The organism is Arthrobacter sp. Bi83 (assembly GCF_918698095.1).
In the GTDB taxonomy this organism is placed as follows: domain Bacteria; phylum Actinomycetota; class Actinomycetes; order Actinomycetales; family Micrococcaceae; genus Arthrobacter.
In genome coordinates this window covers 136,970-155,103 of record NZ_CAKKLY010000002.1, presented here as the reverse complement: position 1 = coordinate 155,103, position 18,134 = coordinate 136,970, and the positions used below count along the sequence as shown (strand labels likewise).

Sequence of the window (18,134 nt, the reverse complement as noted above, 5' to 3'; positions counted from 1 at the left end):
AGGAAACGCGTTGATCGCGCTTGCGCTCCCGGCCCAAAATTCAGGAGAGTTCACTCCTCCCGGAATTGAAGAAATGCACCTGCCGGCAATCCTGCCGTGGGGTGCGGCAGACGGATTCTCCAAGCAGATGCTGCTGGTAATCCTGTCCGTCGTCATTATCGCTACATTCTTTCTGCTAGCTGCGCGGAAGCAGCAGCTGGTTCCTGGCAAGCTGCAGTTCGCGGGTGAGATGGCCTATGGCTTCGTCCGCAACAGCATCGCCAAGGACATCATCGGCGGCAAAGACTTCATGAAGTACGTCCCGCTGCTGTTCAGCCTCTTCTTCTTCATCCTGGTGAACAACATCTACGGCGCGATCCCCGTGATCCAGCTCCCGAGCTTCTCCCATGTTGGCGGCGCGTACGTGCTGGCCGTCATCGTGTACATCACCTGGATCGCCATCGGTGTCAAGAAGAACGGCCTGAGGTACTTCAAGCTCGCCACCGTGCCGTCCGGAGTGCCGGTGTACATCCTTCCGATCGTTATCCCGATCGAGATCATCTCCAACTTCCTGGTCCGTCCGGTTACGCACAGCCTCCGTCTGTTTGCCACCATGCTGGCCGGCCACCTGATCGTCATGATCGCCGGTTCAGGAATCGAATACCTCGTCATGCAGGAGAACGTTCTGCTCAAGGGCACCTCTGTTCTCGTCCTTGCCGGCGCGATCGCCATGTACATGCTCGAAGCGCTCATCATGGCGCTGCAGGCCTATGTCTTCACCTTGCTGACGGCGATCTACATTGAAGGCGCACTCCACGCCGACAGCCACTAGGCACCCATAAACTTCCCCTCACGGGGATGAAGCAACCCAAACAACCTGCCACAGAGATGGCATCTTGAAAGGAAGAAAAATGGAAGGCTCCATCAACGGCTCCCTCAACCTCATCGGCTACGGCCTCTCCGCCATCGGCGGTGGTATCGGTGTGGGTCTCGTGTTCGCTGCTTACATCAACGGTGTGGCACGTCAGCCGGAAGCACAGCGCGTTCTGCAGCCGATCGCATTCCTCGGCCTTGCGCTGACTGAAGCCCTCGCCATCCTGGGCCTGGTCTTCGCTTTCGTTCTCAAGTAAACCTTCAGAACCAAGCGAACATTCAGAACCGAGTAGATAAGGACGGGTGAAAAATGAATCAGCTGATCATCTCAGCCGCCACCGCCGAGGCGGCTAACCCGCTCGTTCCCAATGTCTGGGAAATGGGCGTCGTCCTCGCCGGCTTTGCTGTCCTCTTTTTCATCGTGGTCAAGTTTGTTGTCCCGATGTTCGAGAAGACGTTCGCAGAGCGTGCCGAGGCCATCGAGGGCGGCATCGCCAAGGCTGAAAAGGCCCAGGCCGAGGCTTCCGCAGCACTCGAAGAGTACAAGCAGCAGCTCACCGACGCACGTGCAGAGGCCAACCGCATTCGCGAGGAAGCCCGTGCCGAAGGCGCCCTGATCCTTGCGGAGCTGAAGGAGAAGGCTGCGGCTGAGTCGGCGCGTATCACTGCGCAGGCACACGTACAGATCGAATCCGAGCGTCAGGCGGCCGTTGTGTCGTTGCGCTCAGAGGTGGGCACCCTTGCCACCACGCTGGCTGGCCGCATCGTTGGCGAGTCCCTTAGCGACGACGAGCGCGCGGCACGTGTCGTTGACCGCTTCCTGGCTGATCTGGAGAACCAGAACGCAGGTGTAGCAAAGTAATGGCAGGTGTATCGAGCGAATCGCTGACCAAGGCGCTGACCGAACTGGAAGCCAAGCTTCCGTTTGCATCGCTGCAGTTGGCAAAGGAACTCTTCGGAATCCTGGGAACGGTGGACAGCTCGGCTGGCTTGCGCCGCGCCCTGACTGACCCGTCCCGCAGCGGTGAGGAAAAGCCGGCGCTGATCAGGCAACTGTTCAGGGGCAAAGTCTCCGCTGAAGCTGTGGAGATCGCGGCCGGACTGGCCAGCTCACGCTGGGCATCGGCGCGAGACATCGGCGATGCACTCGAGACGCTTGCCGCAACGGTGGTCATCGCCGTTGCAGAAAACAAGTCGGCCGTTTCTGCCTCCGGCATCACCGGGCTGGAAGAACTTGAGAATGACCTTTTCTCATTCAACCAGGCCGTGGCTTCCAGCCACGAGGTGCAACGTGCTCTGTCTGAACCGCAGGCCAGCGCCGCAGCAAAGATCGCACTGGCCCAGAGAGTGGTTCCTGGCGCAAGCGAGGAAGCAAAGGTCCTCATCGGCCAGGCAGTGTCGCAGCCCCGCGGCATCAAGGCAACCAGGCTCGTCGGCCGTTTCGCCGAGCTTGCAGCCAAGCGCCAGCAGCGCTGGATTGCAACGGTCAGCGTCTCGCGTCCCCTTTCGGAGACGCAGACCAGCCGCCTGCATGCTGGGCTGAACTCCCTTTACGGGCGCGAGCTCCAGATCAACACGAAGGTTGATCCTTCGCTGATCGGCGGGATCCGCGTACAGGTGGGCGATGAAGTGCTCGACGCTTCTGTTCTCACCCGCCTGGGCGAGCTGCACCGCCAACTGGCCGGCTAGCCGGACAAGCACAACTTAACTGATAGAAACCCCGGTCATCGTGAGCAACGATGATCACGAAAACAGGAGAGCAGGGACTGCAGATGGCCGAATTGACCATCAACGCCGACGACGTCCGTAATGCGTTGAACGAGTTCGCGGCGTCCTACGAACCCGGAAACGCAGAGCGCGTAGAGGTCGGCCGTGTAACAACCGCAGGTGACGGCATCGCCCGTGTTGAGGGCCTTCCCTCGGTCATGGCGAACGAGCTGCTTCGCTTCGAAGACGGCACCCTGGGCCTCGCCCAGAACCTCGACGTCCGCGAGATCGGCGTCATTATCCTCGGTGACTTCACCGGGATCGAAGAAGGCCAGGAAGTCCACCGCACCGGACAGGTTCTGTCCGTGCCGGTTGGCGACGCCTTCCTTGGCCGCGTTGTCGACCCGCTGGGCGTTCCCATCGACGACCTCGGCGAGATCAAGGCCGAGACTACCCGTGCCCTGGAACTCCAGGCACCCGGCGTGACCCAGCGCAAGTCTGTGCACGAGCCGATGCAGACCGGCCTGAAGGCCATCGACGCCATGATCCCGATCGGCCGTGGCCAGCGCCAGCTGATCATCGGTGACCGCCAGACCGGCAAGTCCGCCATTGCCATCGACACCATCATTAACCAGAAGGCCAACTGGGCTTCCGGTGACGTGAAGAAGCAGGTTCGCTGCGTATACGTGGCAATCGGCCAGAAGGCTTCCACCATCGCGGCCATCCGCCAGACGCTCGAGGACAACGGCGCGCTGGAATACACCACGATCGTTGCCTCCCCGGCGTCCGACCCGGCCGGCTTCAAGTACCTGGCTCCCTACGCCGGTTCGGCCATCGGCCAGCACTGGATGTACGGCGGCAAGCACGTCCTCATCGTGTTCGATGATCTCTCCAAGCAGGCTGAGGCCTACCGTGCAGTATCGCTGCTGCTCCGTCGCCCGCCGGGACGCGAAGCCTACCCGGGCGACGTTTTCTACTTGCACTCCCGCCTCCTGGAGCGTTGTGCCAAGCTCTCCGACGAGCTCGGCGCCGGCTCGATGACCGGCCTGCCGCTCATCGAAACCAAAGCGAACGACGTCTCGGCGTACATCCCGACCAACGTGATCTCCATTACCGATGGCCAGATCTTCCTGCAGTCGGACCTCTTCAACGCCAACCAGCGTCCTGCTGTTGACGTTGGTGTCTCGGTGTCACGCGTTGGCGGTGCCGCACAGGTCAAGTCCATGAAGAAGGTCTCCGGTACTTTGAAGCTGGACCTGGCCCAGTACCGCGACATGCAGGCGTTCGCGATGTTTGCGTCCGACCTCGACGCCGCATCCCGCCAGCAGCTGACCCGCGGTGCGCGCCTGATGGAACTGCTCAAGCAGGGCCAGTACTCGCCGTTCCCGGTTGAGGACCAGGTCGTGTCCATCTGGGCGGGAACCCAGGGCCACCTGGACGACGTTCCGGTTGAGGACATCAGCCGCTTCGAGTCCGAGTTCCTGGAGCACCTGAAGCACAAGTCCTCCATCCTCACCACGCTGGCTCAGACCAACGTTCTGGATGATGACACCGCCGCGGCGCTGAAGAACGCGATCGTCGACTTCAAGAAGGGCTTCTTCGGCGAAGGCGACAACCATCTGGTAGGCGCTGGCCACGAGGAGCATGAAGCCATCTCCGAGGGCCAGGTCGACCAGGAAAAAATCGTCAGGCAGAAGCGCTAGTTTCGCTGGCAGGGACTGCCGGAACCCTTCAAGGTTCCGGCAGTCCCGGCCATCGGGATCTTAGGAAAGGATAAGTATGGGAGCCCAGATTCGGGTCTACCGCCAGAAGATTGCCTCGACGACGTCGATGCGCAAGATCTTCAAGGCGATGGAACTGATCGCTACCTCGCGCATCGGCAAGGCCCGCGCACGCGTAGCAGCTTCACTGCCTTACGCGAACGCGATCACCCGCGCCGTTTCTGCCGTTGCAAGCCAGAGCGAAATCGATCACCCTCTGACCACCGAGCCGGAGAACATCCGCCGGGCCGCAGTCCTGGTCATCACTTCGGACCGTGGACTGGCAGGTTCGTATTCGGCGAGCGTACTCAAGCAGGCCGAAGGCCTGAACGAGCTGCTCCGCGCCGACGGCAAGGAAGTCACGACCTACCTGGTCGGCCGCAAGGCACAGGCGTACTTCGACTTCCGGGGCCGCCCCTATGGACGGGTCTGGACCGGTGGCACTGATGCTCCAGAGTTTGAGACCGCCCGGGAAATCGGTACGGCGCTGCTGGAGGATTTCGCGACCGACTTCGAAGAGGGCGGCGTGGACGAGATCCACGTTGTCTACACCCGGTTCAAGTCCATGGTCACCCAGGAGCCGACGGTCATTCGTCTTCTTCCGCTCGAAGTCGTCGAAGAGCATCCTGTCTCCGAATCGGAGCTGCTGCCCTTGTATGAGTTCGAGCCGGAGTCGGAGCAGGTCCTCAATGCTCTGCTGCCGAGGTACATCGAATCACGGATTTTTGCGGCCATGTTGCAGGCAGCAGCTTCCGAGCTCGCAGCCCGTCAGCGGGCGATGAAGTCTGCCGGTGACAACGCCACGGACCTCATCAAGAAGTACACGCGTCTGCGCAACACCGCCCGCCAGGCCGAAATTACGCAGGAGCTTTCCGAAATTGTGGCTGGCGCCGACGCCTTGAATGCGTCTTAGCCAGCACGGTTCCGGATCCAGCTGTACCTGCACCAAAGATAAACTTAACCCCCACGCCATCTACTGAGTGAAGTGAGAGAGATGACTGCCACCGCTACCGAACACGTAGCCGCAACGTCCGGTGCCACCGGTCGTATTGCCCGTGTTATTGGCCCGGTTGTCGACGTCGAATTCCCGGCTGACGCAATCCCCTCGATTTACAACGCACTCACCACGGAGATTACTCTCAACGGTGAGACCAAGACCATCACGTTCGAGGTCGCCCTGCACCTGGGCGACAACCTCATTCGCGCCATCTCCCTGCAGGCTACCGACGGACTCGTCCGCGGCACCAACGTAGTGGACACCGGCTCGCCCATCACCGTGCCCGTCGGCGACGGCGTGAAGGGCCACATCTTCAACGTCCTCGGCAAGCCGCTGGATGTTGACGAGTCCGAGATCCAGGCTTCGGACCACTGGGCCATCCACCGCAAGGCCCCGGCCTTTGCAACCCTTGAAGGCTCCACCGAAATGCTGGAAACCGGCATCAAGGTGATCGACCTCCTCACCCCGTACATCAAGGGTGGAAAGATCGGCCTGTTCGGTGGCGCCGGTGTTGGCAAGACCGTGCTGATCCAGGAAATGATCACCCGTGTTGCCCGCAACTTCGGTGGCACCTCGGTCTTCGCCGGCGTCGGCGAGCGTACGCGTGAAGGTAACGACCTCTGGGTTGAAATGGAAGAGGCCGGCGTTCTGAAGGATACCGCCCTTGTCTTCGGCCAGATGGACGAGCCGCCGGGAACGCGTCTTCGCGTGGCGCTGTCGGCACTGACCATGGCGGAGTACTTCCGCGATGTGCAGAACCAGGACGTGCTGCTCTTCATCGACAACATCTTCCGCTTCACGCAAGCAGGTTCTGAGGTCTCCACCCTCCTCGGCCGCATGCCTTCCGCTGTGGGTTACCAGCCGAACCTGGCCGACGAGATGGGTCTCCTCCAGGAGCGCATCACGTCCACCAAGGGCCACTCCATCACCTCGATGCAGGCCATCTACGTTCCCGCAGATGACTACACCGACCCGGCGCCGGCCACCACCTTCGCACACCTCGACGCGACCACGGAACTTTCCCGTGAAATCGCCTCCCGTGGTCTGTACCCGGCAGTGGATCCGCTGACGTCGACCTCCCGAATCCTGGACCCCCAGTACATCGGCAAGGATCACTACAACACGGCTGTCCGCGTGAAGCAGATCCTGCAGAAGAACAAGGAACTCCAGGACATCATCGCCATTCTCGGCGTTGACGAACTCTCTGAGGAAGACAAGATCGTCGTGTCGCGTGCACGCCGCATCCAGCAGTTCCTGTCGCAGAACACCTACACCGCCAAGCAGTTCACCGGCGTCGAAGGTTCCACCGTTTCCATCAAGGACACCGTTGAGGGCTTCACCGCCATCTGCGACGGCGAACTCGACCACATCGCAGAGCAGGCGTTCTTCAACGTCGGCGGCCTGGATGACGTTGAGCGCCAGTGGGCCAAGATCCAGGAACAGACCAAGTAATATGGCTGAGCTTGAGGTTGAGATTGTCGCAGCGGACCACTTCGTGTGGTCCGGAGCGGCCAAGATGGTCAAGGCCCGCACCAGCGATGGTGAAATCGGAATCCTGCCCGGCCACTCGCCCCTGCTGGCGATTCTGGCCGAAGGTGAAATGGCTATTGAGCCGGTTTCCGGTGACCGCATCGCTGTAGTTGTTGACGGCGGATTCTTCTCCGTCGACAACAACCGCGTGGTTATTGTTGCTGACAACGCCCAGCTGGGTGACGCGGCCACTGCGGGGATCCGCTAGCACGACCTTGATGGACGTTACTGGTTTTCCGTTCATCGCCTTAGCAACCGCCTTTGCGTTGCTGATTTTCACGCTGTGCCTTTTCGGGGTGCGCCGCTTCAACCTGCGGCGCGCCCTGGGCACGGTTGACGCCTCCATTTGCACGGCTGGAAAGAGCTGGCAGATGGGGGTTTGTCGTTATCAGGACAATGAGCTGGAGTGGTTCAAGCTGCTCTCGCTGAGCGTCCGTCCCCGTCACCGCTTCACCCGCAGTTCCCTGGAACTGCTGGGGCGGCGCCAGCCCACCGAGGCCGAGCTGGTCAAGGTGCCGCCCGACGTCGTGATCGTGGAGCTGAAGTACGAGGGGCACGATGTTTTCCTGGCCATGAAGTTTGACGCCTATACCGGCCTTTCTTCCTGGCTTGAAGCCGGCCCGGTCATTGGCGTTGGAACGTGGCGCTGACTGCTGCCCTCCGAATCTTTCAGATCCTGAAATATTTGTGACACAAAAAATGATCCCCGGCACGAATGCCGAGGATCATTCTTTTCAAGGCGATTCCCCGCAGGGAATAGAAACCTCGATTAGACCAGTGTTACACCGGTAGCCTGGGGGCCCTTTGCGCCCTGACCGATCTCGAACTGAACGCGCTGGTTCTCGTCGAGGGTCTTGAAGCCACCCGTCTGGATCTCAGAGTAGTGAACGAAGACATCGCCATCGGAGTCGTCCGGGGTGATGAAGCCGAAGCCCTTTTCAGCGTTGAACCACTTGACGGTTCCCTGTGCCATTTATTTCTCCTCATTGTGGAACTAATTTAAGGCCAGCACACTTCGTACTGGTCTTGGTCACTCCGCGAGAAGAATCCTGGCAGCAGCCCCGGTCAGACCGGAAATGCGTTGCAGGAGCTTCGCGCTCGCAACATGTCTTGCGAGCATGAAAAAACACCTACACAAAGACTGATCTAAGAATTTCATGACAGTACGGTCTGGTCAACGGGAAAAACGCAGAATCGGACAAAATTTGGGCAAATCCCAAGTAAACGCCTGATCACCGAGGCGACACCTGTCCGGCGGACCTCAGAAGAGCCGGGATTCGATGTCATCCACGCCGCGCATGGCGTCGTAATCCAGCGTGATGCAGTCGATGCCGCGGTCCTTCGCTAGCACCCGGGCCTGCGGCTTGATCTGCTGCGCGGCGAAAATCCCCCGGACAGGTGCCAGCAGCGGGTCACGGTTCAGCAGTTCAAGGTACCGGGTCAGCTGCTCGACGCCATCGATGTCGCCGCGGCGCTTGAGCTCGATGGCCACTGTGCCACCGTCTGAGTCCCGTGCCAGGATGTCCACCGGACCGATTGCCGTGAAGTACTCCCGGCGGATGAGCGAGAAACCCGTGCCGAGTGTTTCGATCTGCTCGGCCAGCAGCCGCTGCAGGTCTGCCTCGACCCCGTCCTTGATGAGCCCGGGGTCCTGGCCCAGCTCATGGGACGTGTCGTGGAGCTGTTCATGGATGTTGATGATCAGCCTGTCGTCCGTCTTGGCGGACTGGACGGTCCACTGTTCAACGACCCCCACCTCGACGTCTGTTTCGTCGGGTGACGAGACGCGCAGCGTGGCGGGAGGGCTCATCCAGTTCAGCGGCTTGTAGGAGCCGCCGTCGGAATGGACCAGCACAGAGCCGTCGGCCTTCACCAGGAGGAGCCTCGTGGCGAGGGGCAGATGGGCTTTGAGCCGGCCAACATAATCAACAGAACAACGGGCTATGACAAGACGCACGCCGTACACACTACCGCGTTGGCAGGACCACCGGGCACCGCGGGCGGGCGGTTCCGGGGCAAGGGAGTAGCGGCGCCTGGGGCAGAATAGAAGCATGCCGCGTTCGAACCGACCCCGCCGTACCTCAGCAGGGCGTTCCTCGTCCGGAAAGCCCGCGGCGGGAGGCAAACGCGGTTCGGGGCCAGTCCCCGAGCTTGACCTCGAGCGGGCCAGGGCAGGCATTGCCCGGCGGGAAAGCGCCCCGGACGGCGAGTGGGTCGTCCGCACGATGACGGCCCGCAATGCCGAGAAAGCCTACATCTGCCCGGGCTGCTCCACCGCCGTGCAGGCGGGGGTGGCCCATCTGGTGGTGTGGGCCGACGACCACCTGTTCGGTGCCGAGGCGGGCCTGTCCGAGCGCCGTCACTGGCACACCAACTGCTGGACGTCGCGCAACTTCCGTTACCGCTGACCGGACGGCAGCGGCCGGAAGCGGCAGCAGGCTGCGGCCGGGGAGCCGGCAGGGGCATAGTGGCCCCCGGCGGAAGCTAAGCTGATACGCATGACTTTTGACCCGTCGTCGTACGTTTTCAGCCAGCCGTCGGAAGCGGCGGCGATCCGCGCCTCAACGGTGCTGCCCGCCCGCCGCGAAAACATCGAAATCCATACCGAGGACGGCCGGACGCTCGTGGGCGAGCTTGCGGTGCCGGAGTCGGGGGAGATCACAGCGACCCTGATCACGCTGCATCCTTTGCCCACGCATGGCGGTTTCATGGACTCCCACGTCTACCGGAAGGCCTCGTACCGGCTGCCTGCGCTGGCCGGCGTAGCAGTGCTGCGCTTCAACACCCGGGGGACGTCGTCGCTGCGGGGCACCAGCGAGGGCGCGTTCGAAGAAGGCATCGGGGAACGCTATGACGTGGAGGCGGCGGTACGGTTCGCCGTCGAGAGGGGACTCCCAAACCGCTGGCTCGTGGGTTGGTCGTTCGGAACCGAACTTGCGCTCATGTACGGCGCCGTTGAGCCGGTGGCCTCGCAGGTGGAAGGTGCAGTGCTCCTGTCGCCCCCGCTGCACCGGGCCACCGACGTGCACCTGAAGCAGTGGGCGGCTTCGGGCAAGCCACTCACCGTACTCGTGCCCGAGCACGACGACTACCTCCGGCCGGCCGCCGCCGCTGAGCGGTTCGGCGTTGTGCCCCAGGCGCGGGTAGTGGGGGTCGACGGCGCCAAGCACCTTTGGGTGGGGGAGAAGCATGCCGCGCGGGTGCTGAATGAGATCGTTGACGACGTGACGCACGACGGTTCCGGCGCCGCCGGACTTCCCCAGGAATGGAACGGACCGGTGGCGACGGCCACCGCTTAGGCGGTGACGCCGGGCTGACAGCCTGAGGCTTATCCGGCTAGTGCTTGTCCTGGCGGACGATGTAGATCTCTTTGAGGAGGAGAAGGATGGCGGCCGCCGTCGGGATGGCGATCAGCGCCCCCAGCACGCCGAGGATGCTGCCGCCGGCAATCACGGAGATCACGGCCACCGCACCGGGCACGGCGACGGCTTTCTGCATGATGCGGGGCGATATGAAGTAGGCCTCAAACTGCAGGTAGGCGAAGTAGCAGATGGCGTACGCGACCGCCGACTGCCAGCCCAGGGTGAGGGTAATCAGTGTGACCACTACGCCCGCGATCATTCCGCCCACCAGCGGGATGAATGCCAGCAGCGCCACCACGAATGCGAGCAGCACGGCGAATGGAACGCCGATGATGGACATCACGATGAAGGCGAACGTGGCGTTCAGGAGCGCAACCACGGCCTGGCCGATTACGTAGTTACCCACGGAACGGGTGATCTCTTCCGACAGGGCCTCAACCCTGGCCCGACGGGACCGCGGAGCGAGCCGGTACCCCCACTTCTTCATTGCAGGCAGGGCGGCGAGGAAGTACAGGCTAAGCACCAGCACGATCAGCGTCCCGAAGAGGCCATTCGCCACGGTGGAGCCGAAACCCACAACGCCGCCGAAAATGCCGCCCATGGCCTCAGGATTCTTGACGAACTTATCCAGCTCCTCGTTGATGCGGTCGCGCACTCCGAACTGGTTGTCGACGGTGCGGAAGAAGTCGGAATCGACGAAGTCCCGGACCCAGACTGGCGCCTGCTTAACGAGCTCTGTCACCTGCTCGACGATGGTGGGGATGAGGGTGGCAAAGAACCCTACGACCGCCAGAACCAGGACAGAGACTGCCAGCACGATGCCTGCGGGCCGGGGGATTTTGTGCGTCTCCAGCCAGCGCACCACCGGATCAAGTCCTAATGCTATAAAGAGGGCTGCCACGATCCAGAGCAGGAGCTGGGTGGTGTTCGAACCGATCCAGTACACCAGGAGGGCAAGCCCGACGCCCACGGTGCCCATGAACCCCATGTACAGGGGGTGCTGTGCCGAGATCCGGGGACCGGGAGCGCCGAATCGGGCGGTGTCCCCGGTGCCGGGCGTCTCAGCCTCGATGCTGTCCAGGTGCTCCGGAGGCATTTCGAACCGGAGTCTTGGCTGCGCGCCCGGAATGGGCTGGCGCAGCCGTTTCAGCACCGCTCCAAGAGCGGCCGGGCGGGCCCTTGTCCGGTGTGCCTTCTGGGGCTCGGCCGGCGCGCCGGGAGCGCCCTGGGGGGAGTCGGCGTTGGGCAGGTCTTCCGGGCCGCGCATGGACGGATCCGTGTGTTCAGTCACTGCTTTTAATGCCTTTTCCGTCTGTGGCGCCGCGGCTGCGGGCCGGGTGTGATGATCATCGCAAACACTATCAGCAGCCTTGCGAATACCCGGATGGGCACTGTTGCATGGGATCGCAGGAGGCGTCTTCGGAGGCCTGAACTGACTGATTGGTAACAAAACGGTTACTATTGAAAGTAAACCCCCGCTGATGATAGGTATTCCTTTGCGTTTCAAGACTGCAGTCGCACTCGTGCTGCTCGGCCTCCTGACACTGCTGGCCGGAATCGGGCAGAAGACGGTGTGGGCCCCCGCCGAGACCGTGACGGCCACCGTTCCCTCGGATGCGAAAGCCGCGCCGCTGACCGTTATAGACCAGAAGCTCCGAACCCTCGAAGGGGGAACGGTGACCATCAAGGTCAAGGGCGAGGGCAATTTCCTCCTGGCCGCGGGCCGGCCCGATGACGTGGATGCCTGGGTAGGCAAGACGGCACACAACACGGTCACCGGTCTGTCCGACGACAAGAAGTCGCTCCAGGTGGAACGCACTGACGGTGAGGCTACCGCGCCGTCGCCTGCCGGATCGGATCTGTGGGTTTCGACCGAAAACGCGAGCGGCGAGCTGGACTACACCTGGTCGGCACCGGCCGACGGCGACTGGTCCCTTCTGCTGGCCAGCGACGGCACGAAGCCCGCGCCGTCGTCGATCTCGATGACCTTTCCCAATGACACCTCCACTCCGTGGGCAGTTCCGCTCATGGTGATCGGGGTACTCCTCATGCTCGGCGGCGTTGCGCTGCTGGTGCTCAAGCCCAAGGGCACGGCTCCGGGGCAGGGCGGTTCCGCCGCCGGCGTGGGCAGCCTCTTCCCCAGGCGCACCAAGGCCAAGGCAGAGACAAAGACCGGAACCGGTTCCTCGGCGCGGCTCAGCATTGTCGTCGCAGCGTCGACCGCGGCACTCATCGCCGGTACCGGCGCGGCCGCACAGGCCAGCAAGACGCCTGAGCCTGCCGCCACCCCGGAGGCATCCTCCACGGCTTCGGCCTCCGCGAACACCGCCGCCGGCGACGCCCCGGTGCTCCTCGACGCCCAGTTCCGCCGCATCCTGGAGCAGGTGGCCAGTGCCACGGATGCCGGCGATGCCGCCAAGGACGCCAAGAAACTCGCCACCCGGGTGTCCGGGACCGAGCTCGAGGTGCGGACAAAGAACTACAAAATCCGTTCCCGAGTGGCGTCCTACGATGCGCGTATGCCCGTCCGCGCCACGAAACTCCTGACCACCGTCGTCACGAGCAAGCGCGCCTGGCCTCGTTCGGTTCTCGCCGTCACCCAGGGCGAGGGCAATGTGGTGCCGCAGCTGCTGACCCTGGTGCAGAAGTCCCCGCGCGAGAACTACAAACTCGTGGGCACCAGCCCGCTCCAGCCCGGCACGACCTTCCCTTCGATTGCCCGCAACGGCACCGAGACGCTGGCACCGGGCGATAAGTCGGGGCTGCTCTACAGCGGCCAAGAGGCCCTGGCCGGCCTTGCTGACCGCCTGTCCAAGTCGAATTCCACCTTCAAGGACAAGCTCGTCGAAGGGGAGTCTTCGCCGTACATCGGGGACACGCTGTCCTATCAGGCGGATGTCGTGAAGTCGGGCGTGAACGGCAAATTCGCCTTCACCCACAAGGTCGTTCCCGGCAGCACCGTGGTGTTCCGCACCTCGGACGGCGGTGCACTCGTTCTCGGCCGCCTCACGTTCAACTTCGACGGCACGCCCAAGGCCGAAGGCGACAAGCTGTCCATCGGCAATGACGCGGCCGTCCTCGCCGGCGGCAAAGAGACCACCACCGGCATGGTGCTGAACTTTGCGGAATCCATGGCCGTCTATGTGCCGCCGACAGGCTCGAAGGACCCGATGAAGCTTGTGGCCGCCACGCGCGGGCTCGTGGGAGCCAGCTTCAAGTAGGCGCGTTGGCCTGCGGCAACGTTGCCTCCCGCGGCGGCGGAGTGGCTAGAGTGGGAGCTATGAGTTCGCCAGCATCCCGCCCTGTCCCTCCAGCCGCCGCCAGCCAGCTCAACCTACGCGGCGCCGTCGATCTTTCCGCCCTCAAGCAGCGCCAGGTGCCGCCAGCCCCGCCGGCGGGAGGCCCTGCCGCCGGGAACGGCCCGGCAGGCGCCCCACCAGCCGGAGTCGCTGCAGGCCCCGACGCCGGCCCCGAGGCGCCCGCGCTCCGGGTCACGGTCACCGAAGGAAACTTTCAGGACCTCGTTGAGCTGTCGGCCCAGGTGCCCGTGGTGTTCGCCCTCTGGGCAGCGTATTCGCCGGAATCAGCCGGGGTGCTTGAGGATCTGGAACGGATTGTTGAGAGCTACGCAGGCCGGCTCGTGCTCGGCGCTGCAGACATCGATGCCTTTCCCCAGCTGGCCCAGGCCTTCCAGGTTCAGGCCGTGCCCACGGCGGTGGCTGTGCTCAAGGGACAGCCCGTACCGCTTTTCCAGGGCGGGGCCGACGAGCAGCAGATCCGCGCGGTGCTGGACGAATTGCTCAAGGTTGCCGCCGCCAACGGCGTTTCGGGCAACGTGGGCGGAGCGGCCCCCGGGGATCAGGAACCCGCCCCCCTGCCCCCTTTGCACCAGGCGGCCTTCGACGCCATCGAGGCAGGGGACTACGCCGCTGCCGCCACCGCCTACCGGCAGGCCCTCGCGGCGATGCCTGCCGACGCAGAAGCCAAAGCCGGTCTGGCGCAGGTTGAGCTCATGGACCGGCTGCAGCAGCTCTCCGGCCCGGACGGCGAAGCCCTCCGGCAGGTCGCGGCGGACGAGCCGGACAACCTCGCGGCCCAGCTCGGGGTTGCCGACCTGGACATTGCCGGCGGACATGTGGAGGACGCCCTGAACCGTGTCGTGGGCTTCATCGGCAGGAATTTCGGTCCCGAGCGCGAGACCGCCCGCGTCCGCCTGCTGGAGCTGTTCGACGTCGTCGGAACAACAGACGGCCGCGTGGCGAAGGCGCGCCAGGCGCTGGCCCGGGTGCTGTTCTAGTGGTGGTTCCGGCGCTGTTCAGGCCGCTGTCCTTGCGCTCCCTCGAGCTGCAGCACCGCGGCTGGGTCTCGCCCATGTGCCAGTACAGCTGCGACCCCGAGGCTGCCCCGGGTGTTCCCAATGACTGGCACCTCATGCATCTTGGTTCGTTTGCGGCCGGAGGGGCGGCCTTGATCCTCACCGAAGCAGCAGCCGTCAACCCTGCCGGGCGGATCAGCCCGCGCGACGCCGGACTCTACAACGAAGACCAGGCGGCCGGCTGGGAGCGGATCGTCAGCTTCGTGCACCGCCACGGCGTGGCTGACACCAAAATCGGCGCCCAACTCGCCCACGCTGGCAGGAAGGCCTCCACCTACTGGCCGTTTTCAGGGGAGAAGGGTTCCGTTCCGGCGGCCGACGGCGGCTGGGACACCGTTGGGCCGGGCACCGCCGCGTTTGACGGCTACGCAGCGCCGGCGGCCATGACGGAGGATGACATCCGCGGCGTCATCGCCGACTTTGCGGCTGCCGCCACCCGGGCCGTCGAAGCAGGCTTCGACACCATCGAGCTCCATGGCGCCCACGGCTACCTGCTGCACCAGTTTCAGAGCCCGCTGGTGAACGACCGCGCCGACGCCTGGGGCGGGGATGCCGCCGGCAGGAACAGGCTGACGCTGGACGTCGTCGACGCTGTGCGAGCGGTGATCCCCGAGTCCATGCCGCTGATGCTGAGGATCTCAGCCACGGACTGGGCCGAAGGCGGGATCGGCATTGAGGACTCGGTGCTGCTCGCGGCGCAGGCTGCCGAACATGGTGTTGACCTCATCGACGTCTCGAGCGGCGGCGCGGTGGCGCACCAGGAGATCCAGCCCGGGCCCGGGTACCAGACCGGCTTCGCCGCGCGCATCCGCCGCGAAACGGGCATCGCCACGGGCACGGTGGGGCTGTTGACTTCACCCGGGCAGGCTGAGCACGTAGTTGCCACCGGCCAGGCCGACGGTGTGTTCATTGCAAGGGCGGCGCTTCGGGACCCGCACTGGTGGCTCCGCGCCGCCTTCGAACTGGGCCATGACCTGCGGTGGGCGCCGCAGTACGAGCGCGCAGTGCCGCGGCGCACGTTCTGAGTGCGAGCTGGGCGACGGTGAACCCTCATCAGTCGGTGAACCTCATCGGCCGGTGAACGTCATGGGCGGGCAGCCCTCCTCCTTGCGGAGGATCCGCCGGGGCATGGCCTTACTACCTGAGGGGGATCCCGCTGCGGACCGCGCCCCGATAGGGTGAATTCATGAGTGTTCCCCCTACAGCCCTGTCGATCAGGGGACTGGCCAAGCGCTTCGGCAGCAAGATCGCCGTGGACGGCATCAGCCTGGACGTTCCCGCCGGTTCCTTCTTCGGAATCGTCGGCCCCAACGGTGCAGGCAAGACCACCACGCTGTCCATGGCCACTGGCCTGCTCCGGCCCGATTTCGGCACGGCTGTGGTCCACGGCGTCGACGTGTGGGCGCGGCCGCTGGAGGCCAAGAGGCTGATGGGCGTCCTGCCTGACGGCGTCCGGCTCTTCGACAGGCTCAGCGGCGAACAGCTCGTCACCTACGCCGGACTGCTCCGCGGCATGGACAAGGATGTTGTTGCTGCCCGGGTGGGGGAGTTGCTGGCCGCGCTGGACCTGAGCGGGGACGCCGGAACGCTGGTGGTGGACTATTCAGCCGGCATGACCAAGAAGATAGCCCTGGCTTCCGCCCTGATCCATGCACCGAAAGTGCTGGTCCTGGATGAGCCGTTCGAATCAGTGGACCCTGTGTCCGCCGCAAACATCCGCGACATCCTGGACCGATATGTTGCCACCGGCGGCACCGTGATCGTGTCCAGCCATGTCATGGACCTCGTCCAGCGGATGTGCGACCACGTTGCCGTCGTCGCCGGCGGCCGGCTACTGGCCGCAGGGACGGTAGCGGACGTCCGTGGCGGAGTGAGCCTTGAAGAGCGCTTCGTCCAGCTGGTGGGCGGAAGAGTGCAGACAGAGGGGCTCGAGTGGTTGCGCACCTTCTGAGGCTCAAGCTGGCGCTCCTGCGGAACGGACTGCGGCGGAGCCCCTGGCAGCTCGTTGGCCTTGCAATCGGCGGACTGTACGCCCTGGGAATCGTGGGCACGTGTGTTGCAGCGCTGCTCTTCCTGCGCCAGGAAGATCCCCTCCTTGCACAGACCGTCGTGGTGCTGGGCGGCGCGGCGGCCCTGCTCGGCTGGGCGATCATTCCGTTGATTGCATCTGCGGCCGACATGACGCTCGATCCGGCCCGTTTTACAACTTCCGCCATCCCGATGCCCCAGCTGCTGGCAGGGCTTGCCTTGGGCGGCCTGATTGGCATTCCCGGACTCGCCACAGCGCTGGCGGCACTGGCCACGGTGGGCACCTGGTCGCGGGGCATCCTGCCGGCCGCAGGAGCGCTTATTGGTGCAGTCCTCGGCGTGCTGACCTGCGTTGTGCTGTCCAAGGTGGTCACTACGGCCACAGCCAGTCTGGCGGCCACGCGGCGGTTCAAGGATGTCAGCGGATTGGCGTTCATGGTTCCGCTCGTTCTGATGGGTCCCATCGTGGCGGGCATAGCGCAGGGAGCGGCAGGTTCCGGCGCGTTCCTGACCGACCTTGCGCGGACCCTGTCCTGGACGCCGCTGGGCGCGGCCTGGTCGTTGGGCGGCGAGCTGGAGGCGGGACACCCCGGAGCGGCCGCGCTGAAGCTCCTGATCGCCGCGGCCACGCTCGCCGGCCTTGCCTGGTGCTGGAAGTTCCTGCTCGAGCGTGCCCTCGTGACCCCGCCCTACGCCGGAAGCACCCGAAGGACGGGTGGCCGGCTGGGACTGTTCGGGCTGTTTCCCGCCACGCCCACGGGCGCCATCGCTGCCCGCTCGCTGACTTACTGGTTCCGGGATCCGCGGTACTCCGGTTCCCTGGTGGTCGTTCCGCTCCTGCCCGTGGTTCTGGCGTTCCAAGGGAGCCAGACGGGCAACTTTGGCGTCATCACGATCGCGGGTCCGCTCACCGCTTTCCTCCTGGCGTGGTCCATCTCCTCCGACGTGTCCTACGACAACACGGCATTCGCGCTGCATCTCGCAGCCGGAGTGCGCGGCGTGCAGGACCGTCTCGGGCGTGCATTGGCCTGCCTGGCCTTTGCCTTGCCAGCCGTGATGGTCCTCGCGACTGTGCCGTTCTTCCTCACCGGGGACTGGGAATGGCTGCCGGCCATCCTGGGGCTGTCGCTCGGCGTCCTGTTCACCGGGCTTGGCCTCGCCTCCGTGGTTTCCGCGCGCTATACGGTCGCCGTCCCCCTACCCGGCGACAGCCCGTTCAAGAAACCGCCCGGTAATGTCGCCCAGACCCTGGCCGTCCAATTCGGCGGCATGGGCGTCCTGCTGGTGCTGACCCTGCCCGAAGCGGCCCTGGTCATCGCCCAAATGGTGACCGGTGATCCGGCCTTTGGCTGGGCCAACTTAGCCCTCGGGCCGATGCTCGGGATTGCGCTGTTTGTGGCGGGGGTGCGCATCGGCGGCCGCTGGTTCGATGCCCGCGGCCCGGAACTGCTGGCTCAGCTGACGGTCAACCGGTGAATGGCCCTGCCGGGGCGGCGCCGGCCGTGGTTGACTAGGCAGAAAGA

At 64.3% G+C, this 18,134-nt stretch carries 19 protein-coding genes; 16 read left to right on the top strand and 3 right to left on the bottom strand.

What is annotated here, in order from left to right; genetic code table 11:
- Positions 1-10 precede the first annotated feature (10 nt).
- The 9 genes from atpB to LQ144_RS02135 all read left to right on the top strand — a co-directional run bounded on the left by atpB (position 11) and on the right by LQ144_RS02135 (position 7,496).
- A complete protein-coding gene (gene atpB / locus LQ144_RS02175; protein ID WP_230116906.1) occupies positions 11-811 on the top strand; it encodes a F0F1 ATP synthase subunit A in 801 nt (266 codons plus the stop codon).
- Positions 812-890: 79 nt separating this feature from the next.
- Positions 891-1,109 carry an ATP synthase F0 subunit C gene (atpE, locus tag LQ144_RS02170; RefSeq protein ID WP_003804776.1) on the top strand — a complete coding sequence of 73 codons (219 nt, stop codon included), beginning with the start codon at positions 891-893 and terminating at the stop codon, positions 1,107-1,109.
- Between the two features lie 53 nt (positions 1,110-1,162).
- A complete protein-coding gene (locus tag LQ144_RS02165; protein ID WP_230116905.1) occupies positions 1,163-1,714 on the top strand; it encodes a F0F1 ATP synthase subunit B in 552 nt (183 codons plus the stop codon).
- The gene (locus LQ144_RS02160; RefSeq protein ID WP_230116904.1) at positions 1,714-2,541 is read left to right on the top strand and encodes a F0F1 ATP synthase subunit delta; all 828 of its coding nucleotides are present in this window, start codon (positions 1,714-1,716) and stop codon (positions 2,539-2,541) included. Before LQ144_RS02165 ends, LQ144_RS02160 begins: the two co-directional genes overlap by 1 nt.
- Positions 2,542-2,624: 83 nt before the next feature.
- Entirely contained in the window at positions 2,625-4,262 is a 1,638-nt protein-coding gene (gene atpA / locus LQ144_RS02155; protein ID WP_230117051.1) for a F0F1 ATP synthase subunit alpha, read from the top strand.
- 76 nt (positions 4,263-4,338) lie between these two features.
- Entirely contained in the window at positions 4,339-5,232 is an 894-nt protein-coding gene (locus tag LQ144_RS02150) for a F0F1 ATP synthase subunit gamma (RefSeq protein WP_230116903.1), read from the top strand.
- A gap of 81 nt (positions 5,233-5,313) precedes the next feature.
- The gene (gene atpD, locus LQ144_RS02145) at positions 5,314-6,768 is read left to right on the top strand and encodes a F0F1 ATP synthase subunit beta (protein ID WP_209743680.1); all 1,455 of its coding nucleotides are present in this window, start codon (positions 5,314-5,316) and stop codon (positions 6,766-6,768) included.
- A 1-nt stretch (position 6,769) separates the two neighbouring features.
- Entirely contained in the window at positions 6,770-7,054 is a 285-nt protein-coding gene (locus LQ144_RS02140; RefSeq protein WP_205653639.1) for a F0F1 ATP synthase subunit epsilon, read from the top strand.
- Positions 7,055-7,064: 10 nt separating this feature from the next.
- Positions 7,065-7,496 carry a DUF2550 domain-containing protein gene (locus tag LQ144_RS02135; protein WP_230117050.1) on the top strand — a complete coding sequence of 144 codons (432 nt, stop codon included), beginning with the start codon at positions 7,065-7,067 and terminating at the stop codon, positions 7,494-7,496.
- 119 nt (positions 7,497-7,615) lie between these two features.
- On the opposite strand, the gene LQ144_RS02130 is transcribed toward LQ144_RS02135, so the two are convergent.
- Positions 7,616-7,819, bottom strand: coding sequence for a cold-shock protein (locus LQ144_RS02130; protein ID WP_011692441.1), 204 nt, complete (start codon positions 7,817-7,819; stop codon positions 7,616-7,618).
- Positions 7,820-8,107: 288 nt separating this feature from the next.
- Positions 8,108-8,803: an endonuclease NucS gene (gene nucS, locus LQ144_RS02125; RefSeq protein WP_230116902.1), complete on the bottom strand. Its 696-nt coding sequence runs from the start codon at positions 8,801-8,803 to the stop codon at positions 8,108-8,110.
- Positions 8,804-8,897: 94 nt separating this feature from the next.
- Here nucS and LQ144_RS02120 point away from each other — a divergent pair, with 94 nt between their 5' ends.
- Both LQ144_RS02120 and LQ144_RS02115 read left to right on the top strand, forming a co-directional pair.
- Positions 8,898-9,254, top strand: a complete 357-nt coding sequence (locus LQ144_RS02120; protein ID WP_230116901.1) for an ATP/GTP-binding protein — start codon at positions 8,898-8,900, stop codon at positions 9,252-9,254.
- A gap of 90 nt (positions 9,255-9,344) precedes the next feature.
- Entirely contained in the window at positions 9,345-10,145 is an 801-nt protein-coding gene (locus LQ144_RS02115) for an alpha/beta hydrolase (RefSeq protein WP_230116900.1), read from the top strand.
- 37 nt (positions 10,146-10,182) lie between these two features.
- Here LQ144_RS02115 and LQ144_RS02110 read toward each other — a convergent pair whose 3' ends face one another.
- Positions 10,183-11,499: an AI-2E family transporter gene (locus tag LQ144_RS02110; protein ID WP_230116899.1), complete on the bottom strand. Its 1,317-nt coding sequence runs from the start codon at positions 11,497-11,499 to the stop codon at positions 10,183-10,185.
- A 190-nt stretch (positions 11,500-11,689) separates the two neighbouring features.
- Between LQ144_RS02110 and LQ144_RS02105 the strand changes: the two genes are divergently transcribed.
- The 5 genes from LQ144_RS02105 to LQ144_RS02085 all read left to right on the top strand — a co-directional run bounded on the left by LQ144_RS02105 (position 11,690) and on the right by LQ144_RS02085 (position 18,087).
- Positions 11,690-13,429 (top strand): hypothetical protein, encoded by a 1,740-nt coding sequence (locus LQ144_RS02105; RefSeq protein ID WP_230116898.1) that lies wholly within the window; start codon positions 11,690-11,692, stop codon positions 13,427-13,429.
- Positions 13,430-13,488: 59 nt separating this feature from the next.
- A complete protein-coding gene (locus LQ144_RS02100; RefSeq protein ID WP_230116897.1) occupies positions 13,489-14,505 on the top strand; it encodes a tetratricopeptide repeat protein in 1,017 nt (338 codons plus the stop codon).
- Between the two features lie 2 nt (positions 14,506-14,507).
- Positions 14,508-15,608, top strand: a complete 1,101-nt coding sequence (locus tag LQ144_RS02095; protein ID WP_230117049.1) for an NADH:flavin oxidoreductase/NADH oxidase — start codon at positions 14,508-14,510, stop codon at positions 15,606-15,608.
- A gap of 161 nt (positions 15,609-15,769) precedes the next feature.
- Entirely contained in the window at positions 15,770-16,534 is a 765-nt protein-coding gene (locus tag LQ144_RS02090) for an ABC transporter ATP-binding protein (protein ID WP_230116896.1), read from the top strand.
- A complete protein-coding gene (locus LQ144_RS02085) occupies positions 16,516-18,087 on the top strand; it encodes a transporter (protein ID WP_230116895.1) in 1,572 nt (523 codons plus the stop codon). Before LQ144_RS02090 ends, LQ144_RS02085 begins: the two co-directional genes overlap by 19 nt.
- Positions 18,088-18,134: the final 47 nt, after the last annotated feature.

What these genes read in the sequence shown, in the direction of transcription:
- atpE (WP_003804776.1), top strand. Translation starts at nt 891, where the DNA reads ATGGAAGGCTCCATCAACGGCTCCCTCAACCTCATCGGCTACGGCCTC.
- LQ144_RS02165 (WP_230116905.1), top strand. Translation starts at nt 1,163, where the DNA reads ATGAATCAGCTGATCATCTCAGCCGCCACCGCCGAGGCGGCTAACCCG.
- LQ144_RS02160 (WP_230116904.1), top strand. Translation starts at nt 1,714, where the DNA reads ATGGCAGGTGTATCGAGCGAATCGCTGACCAAGGCGCTGACCGAACTG.
- atpA (WP_230117051.1), top strand. Translation starts at nt 2,625, where the DNA reads ATGGCCGAATTGACCATCAACGCCGACGACGTCCGTAATGCGTTGAAC.
- LQ144_RS02150 (WP_230116903.1), top strand. Translation starts at nt 4,339, where the DNA reads ATGGGAGCCCAGATTCGGGTCTACCGCCAGAAGATTGCCTCGACGACG.
- atpD (WP_209743680.1), top strand. Translation starts at nt 5,314, where the DNA reads ATGACTGCCACCGCTACCGAACACGTAGCCGCAACGTCCGGTGCCACC.
- LQ144_RS02140 (WP_205653639.1), top strand. Translation starts at nt 6,770, where the DNA reads ATGGCTGAGCTTGAGGTTGAGATTGTCGCAGCGGACCACTTCGTGTGG.
- LQ144_RS02135 (WP_230117050.1), top strand. Translation starts at nt 7,065, where the DNA reads ATGGACGTTACTGGTTTTCCGTTCATCGCCTTAGCAACCGCCTTTGCG.
- LQ144_RS02130 (WP_011692441.1), bottom strand. Translation starts at nt 7,819, where the DNA reads ATGGCACAGGGAACCGTCAAGTGGTTCAACGCTGAAAAGGGCTTCGGC.
- LQ144_RS02120 (WP_230116901.1), top strand. Translation starts at nt 8,898, where the DNA reads ATGCCGCGTTCGAACCGACCCCGCCGTACCTCAGCAGGGCGTTCCTCG.
- LQ144_RS02115 (WP_230116900.1), top strand. Translation starts at nt 9,345, where the DNA reads ATGACTTTTGACCCGTCGTCGTACGTTTTCAGCCAGCCGTCGGAAGCG.
- LQ144_RS02105 (WP_230116898.1), top strand. Translation starts at nt 11,690, where the DNA reads ATGATAGGTATTCCTTTGCGTTTCAAGACTGCAGTCGCACTCGTGCTG.
- LQ144_RS02100 (WP_230116897.1), top strand. Translation starts at nt 13,489, where the DNA reads ATGAGTTCGCCAGCATCCCGCCCTGTCCCTCCAGCCGCCGCCAGCCAG.
- LQ144_RS02090 (WP_230116896.1), top strand. Translation starts at nt 15,770, where the DNA reads ATGAGTGTTCCCCCTACAGCCCTGTCGATCAGGGGACTGGCCAAGCGC.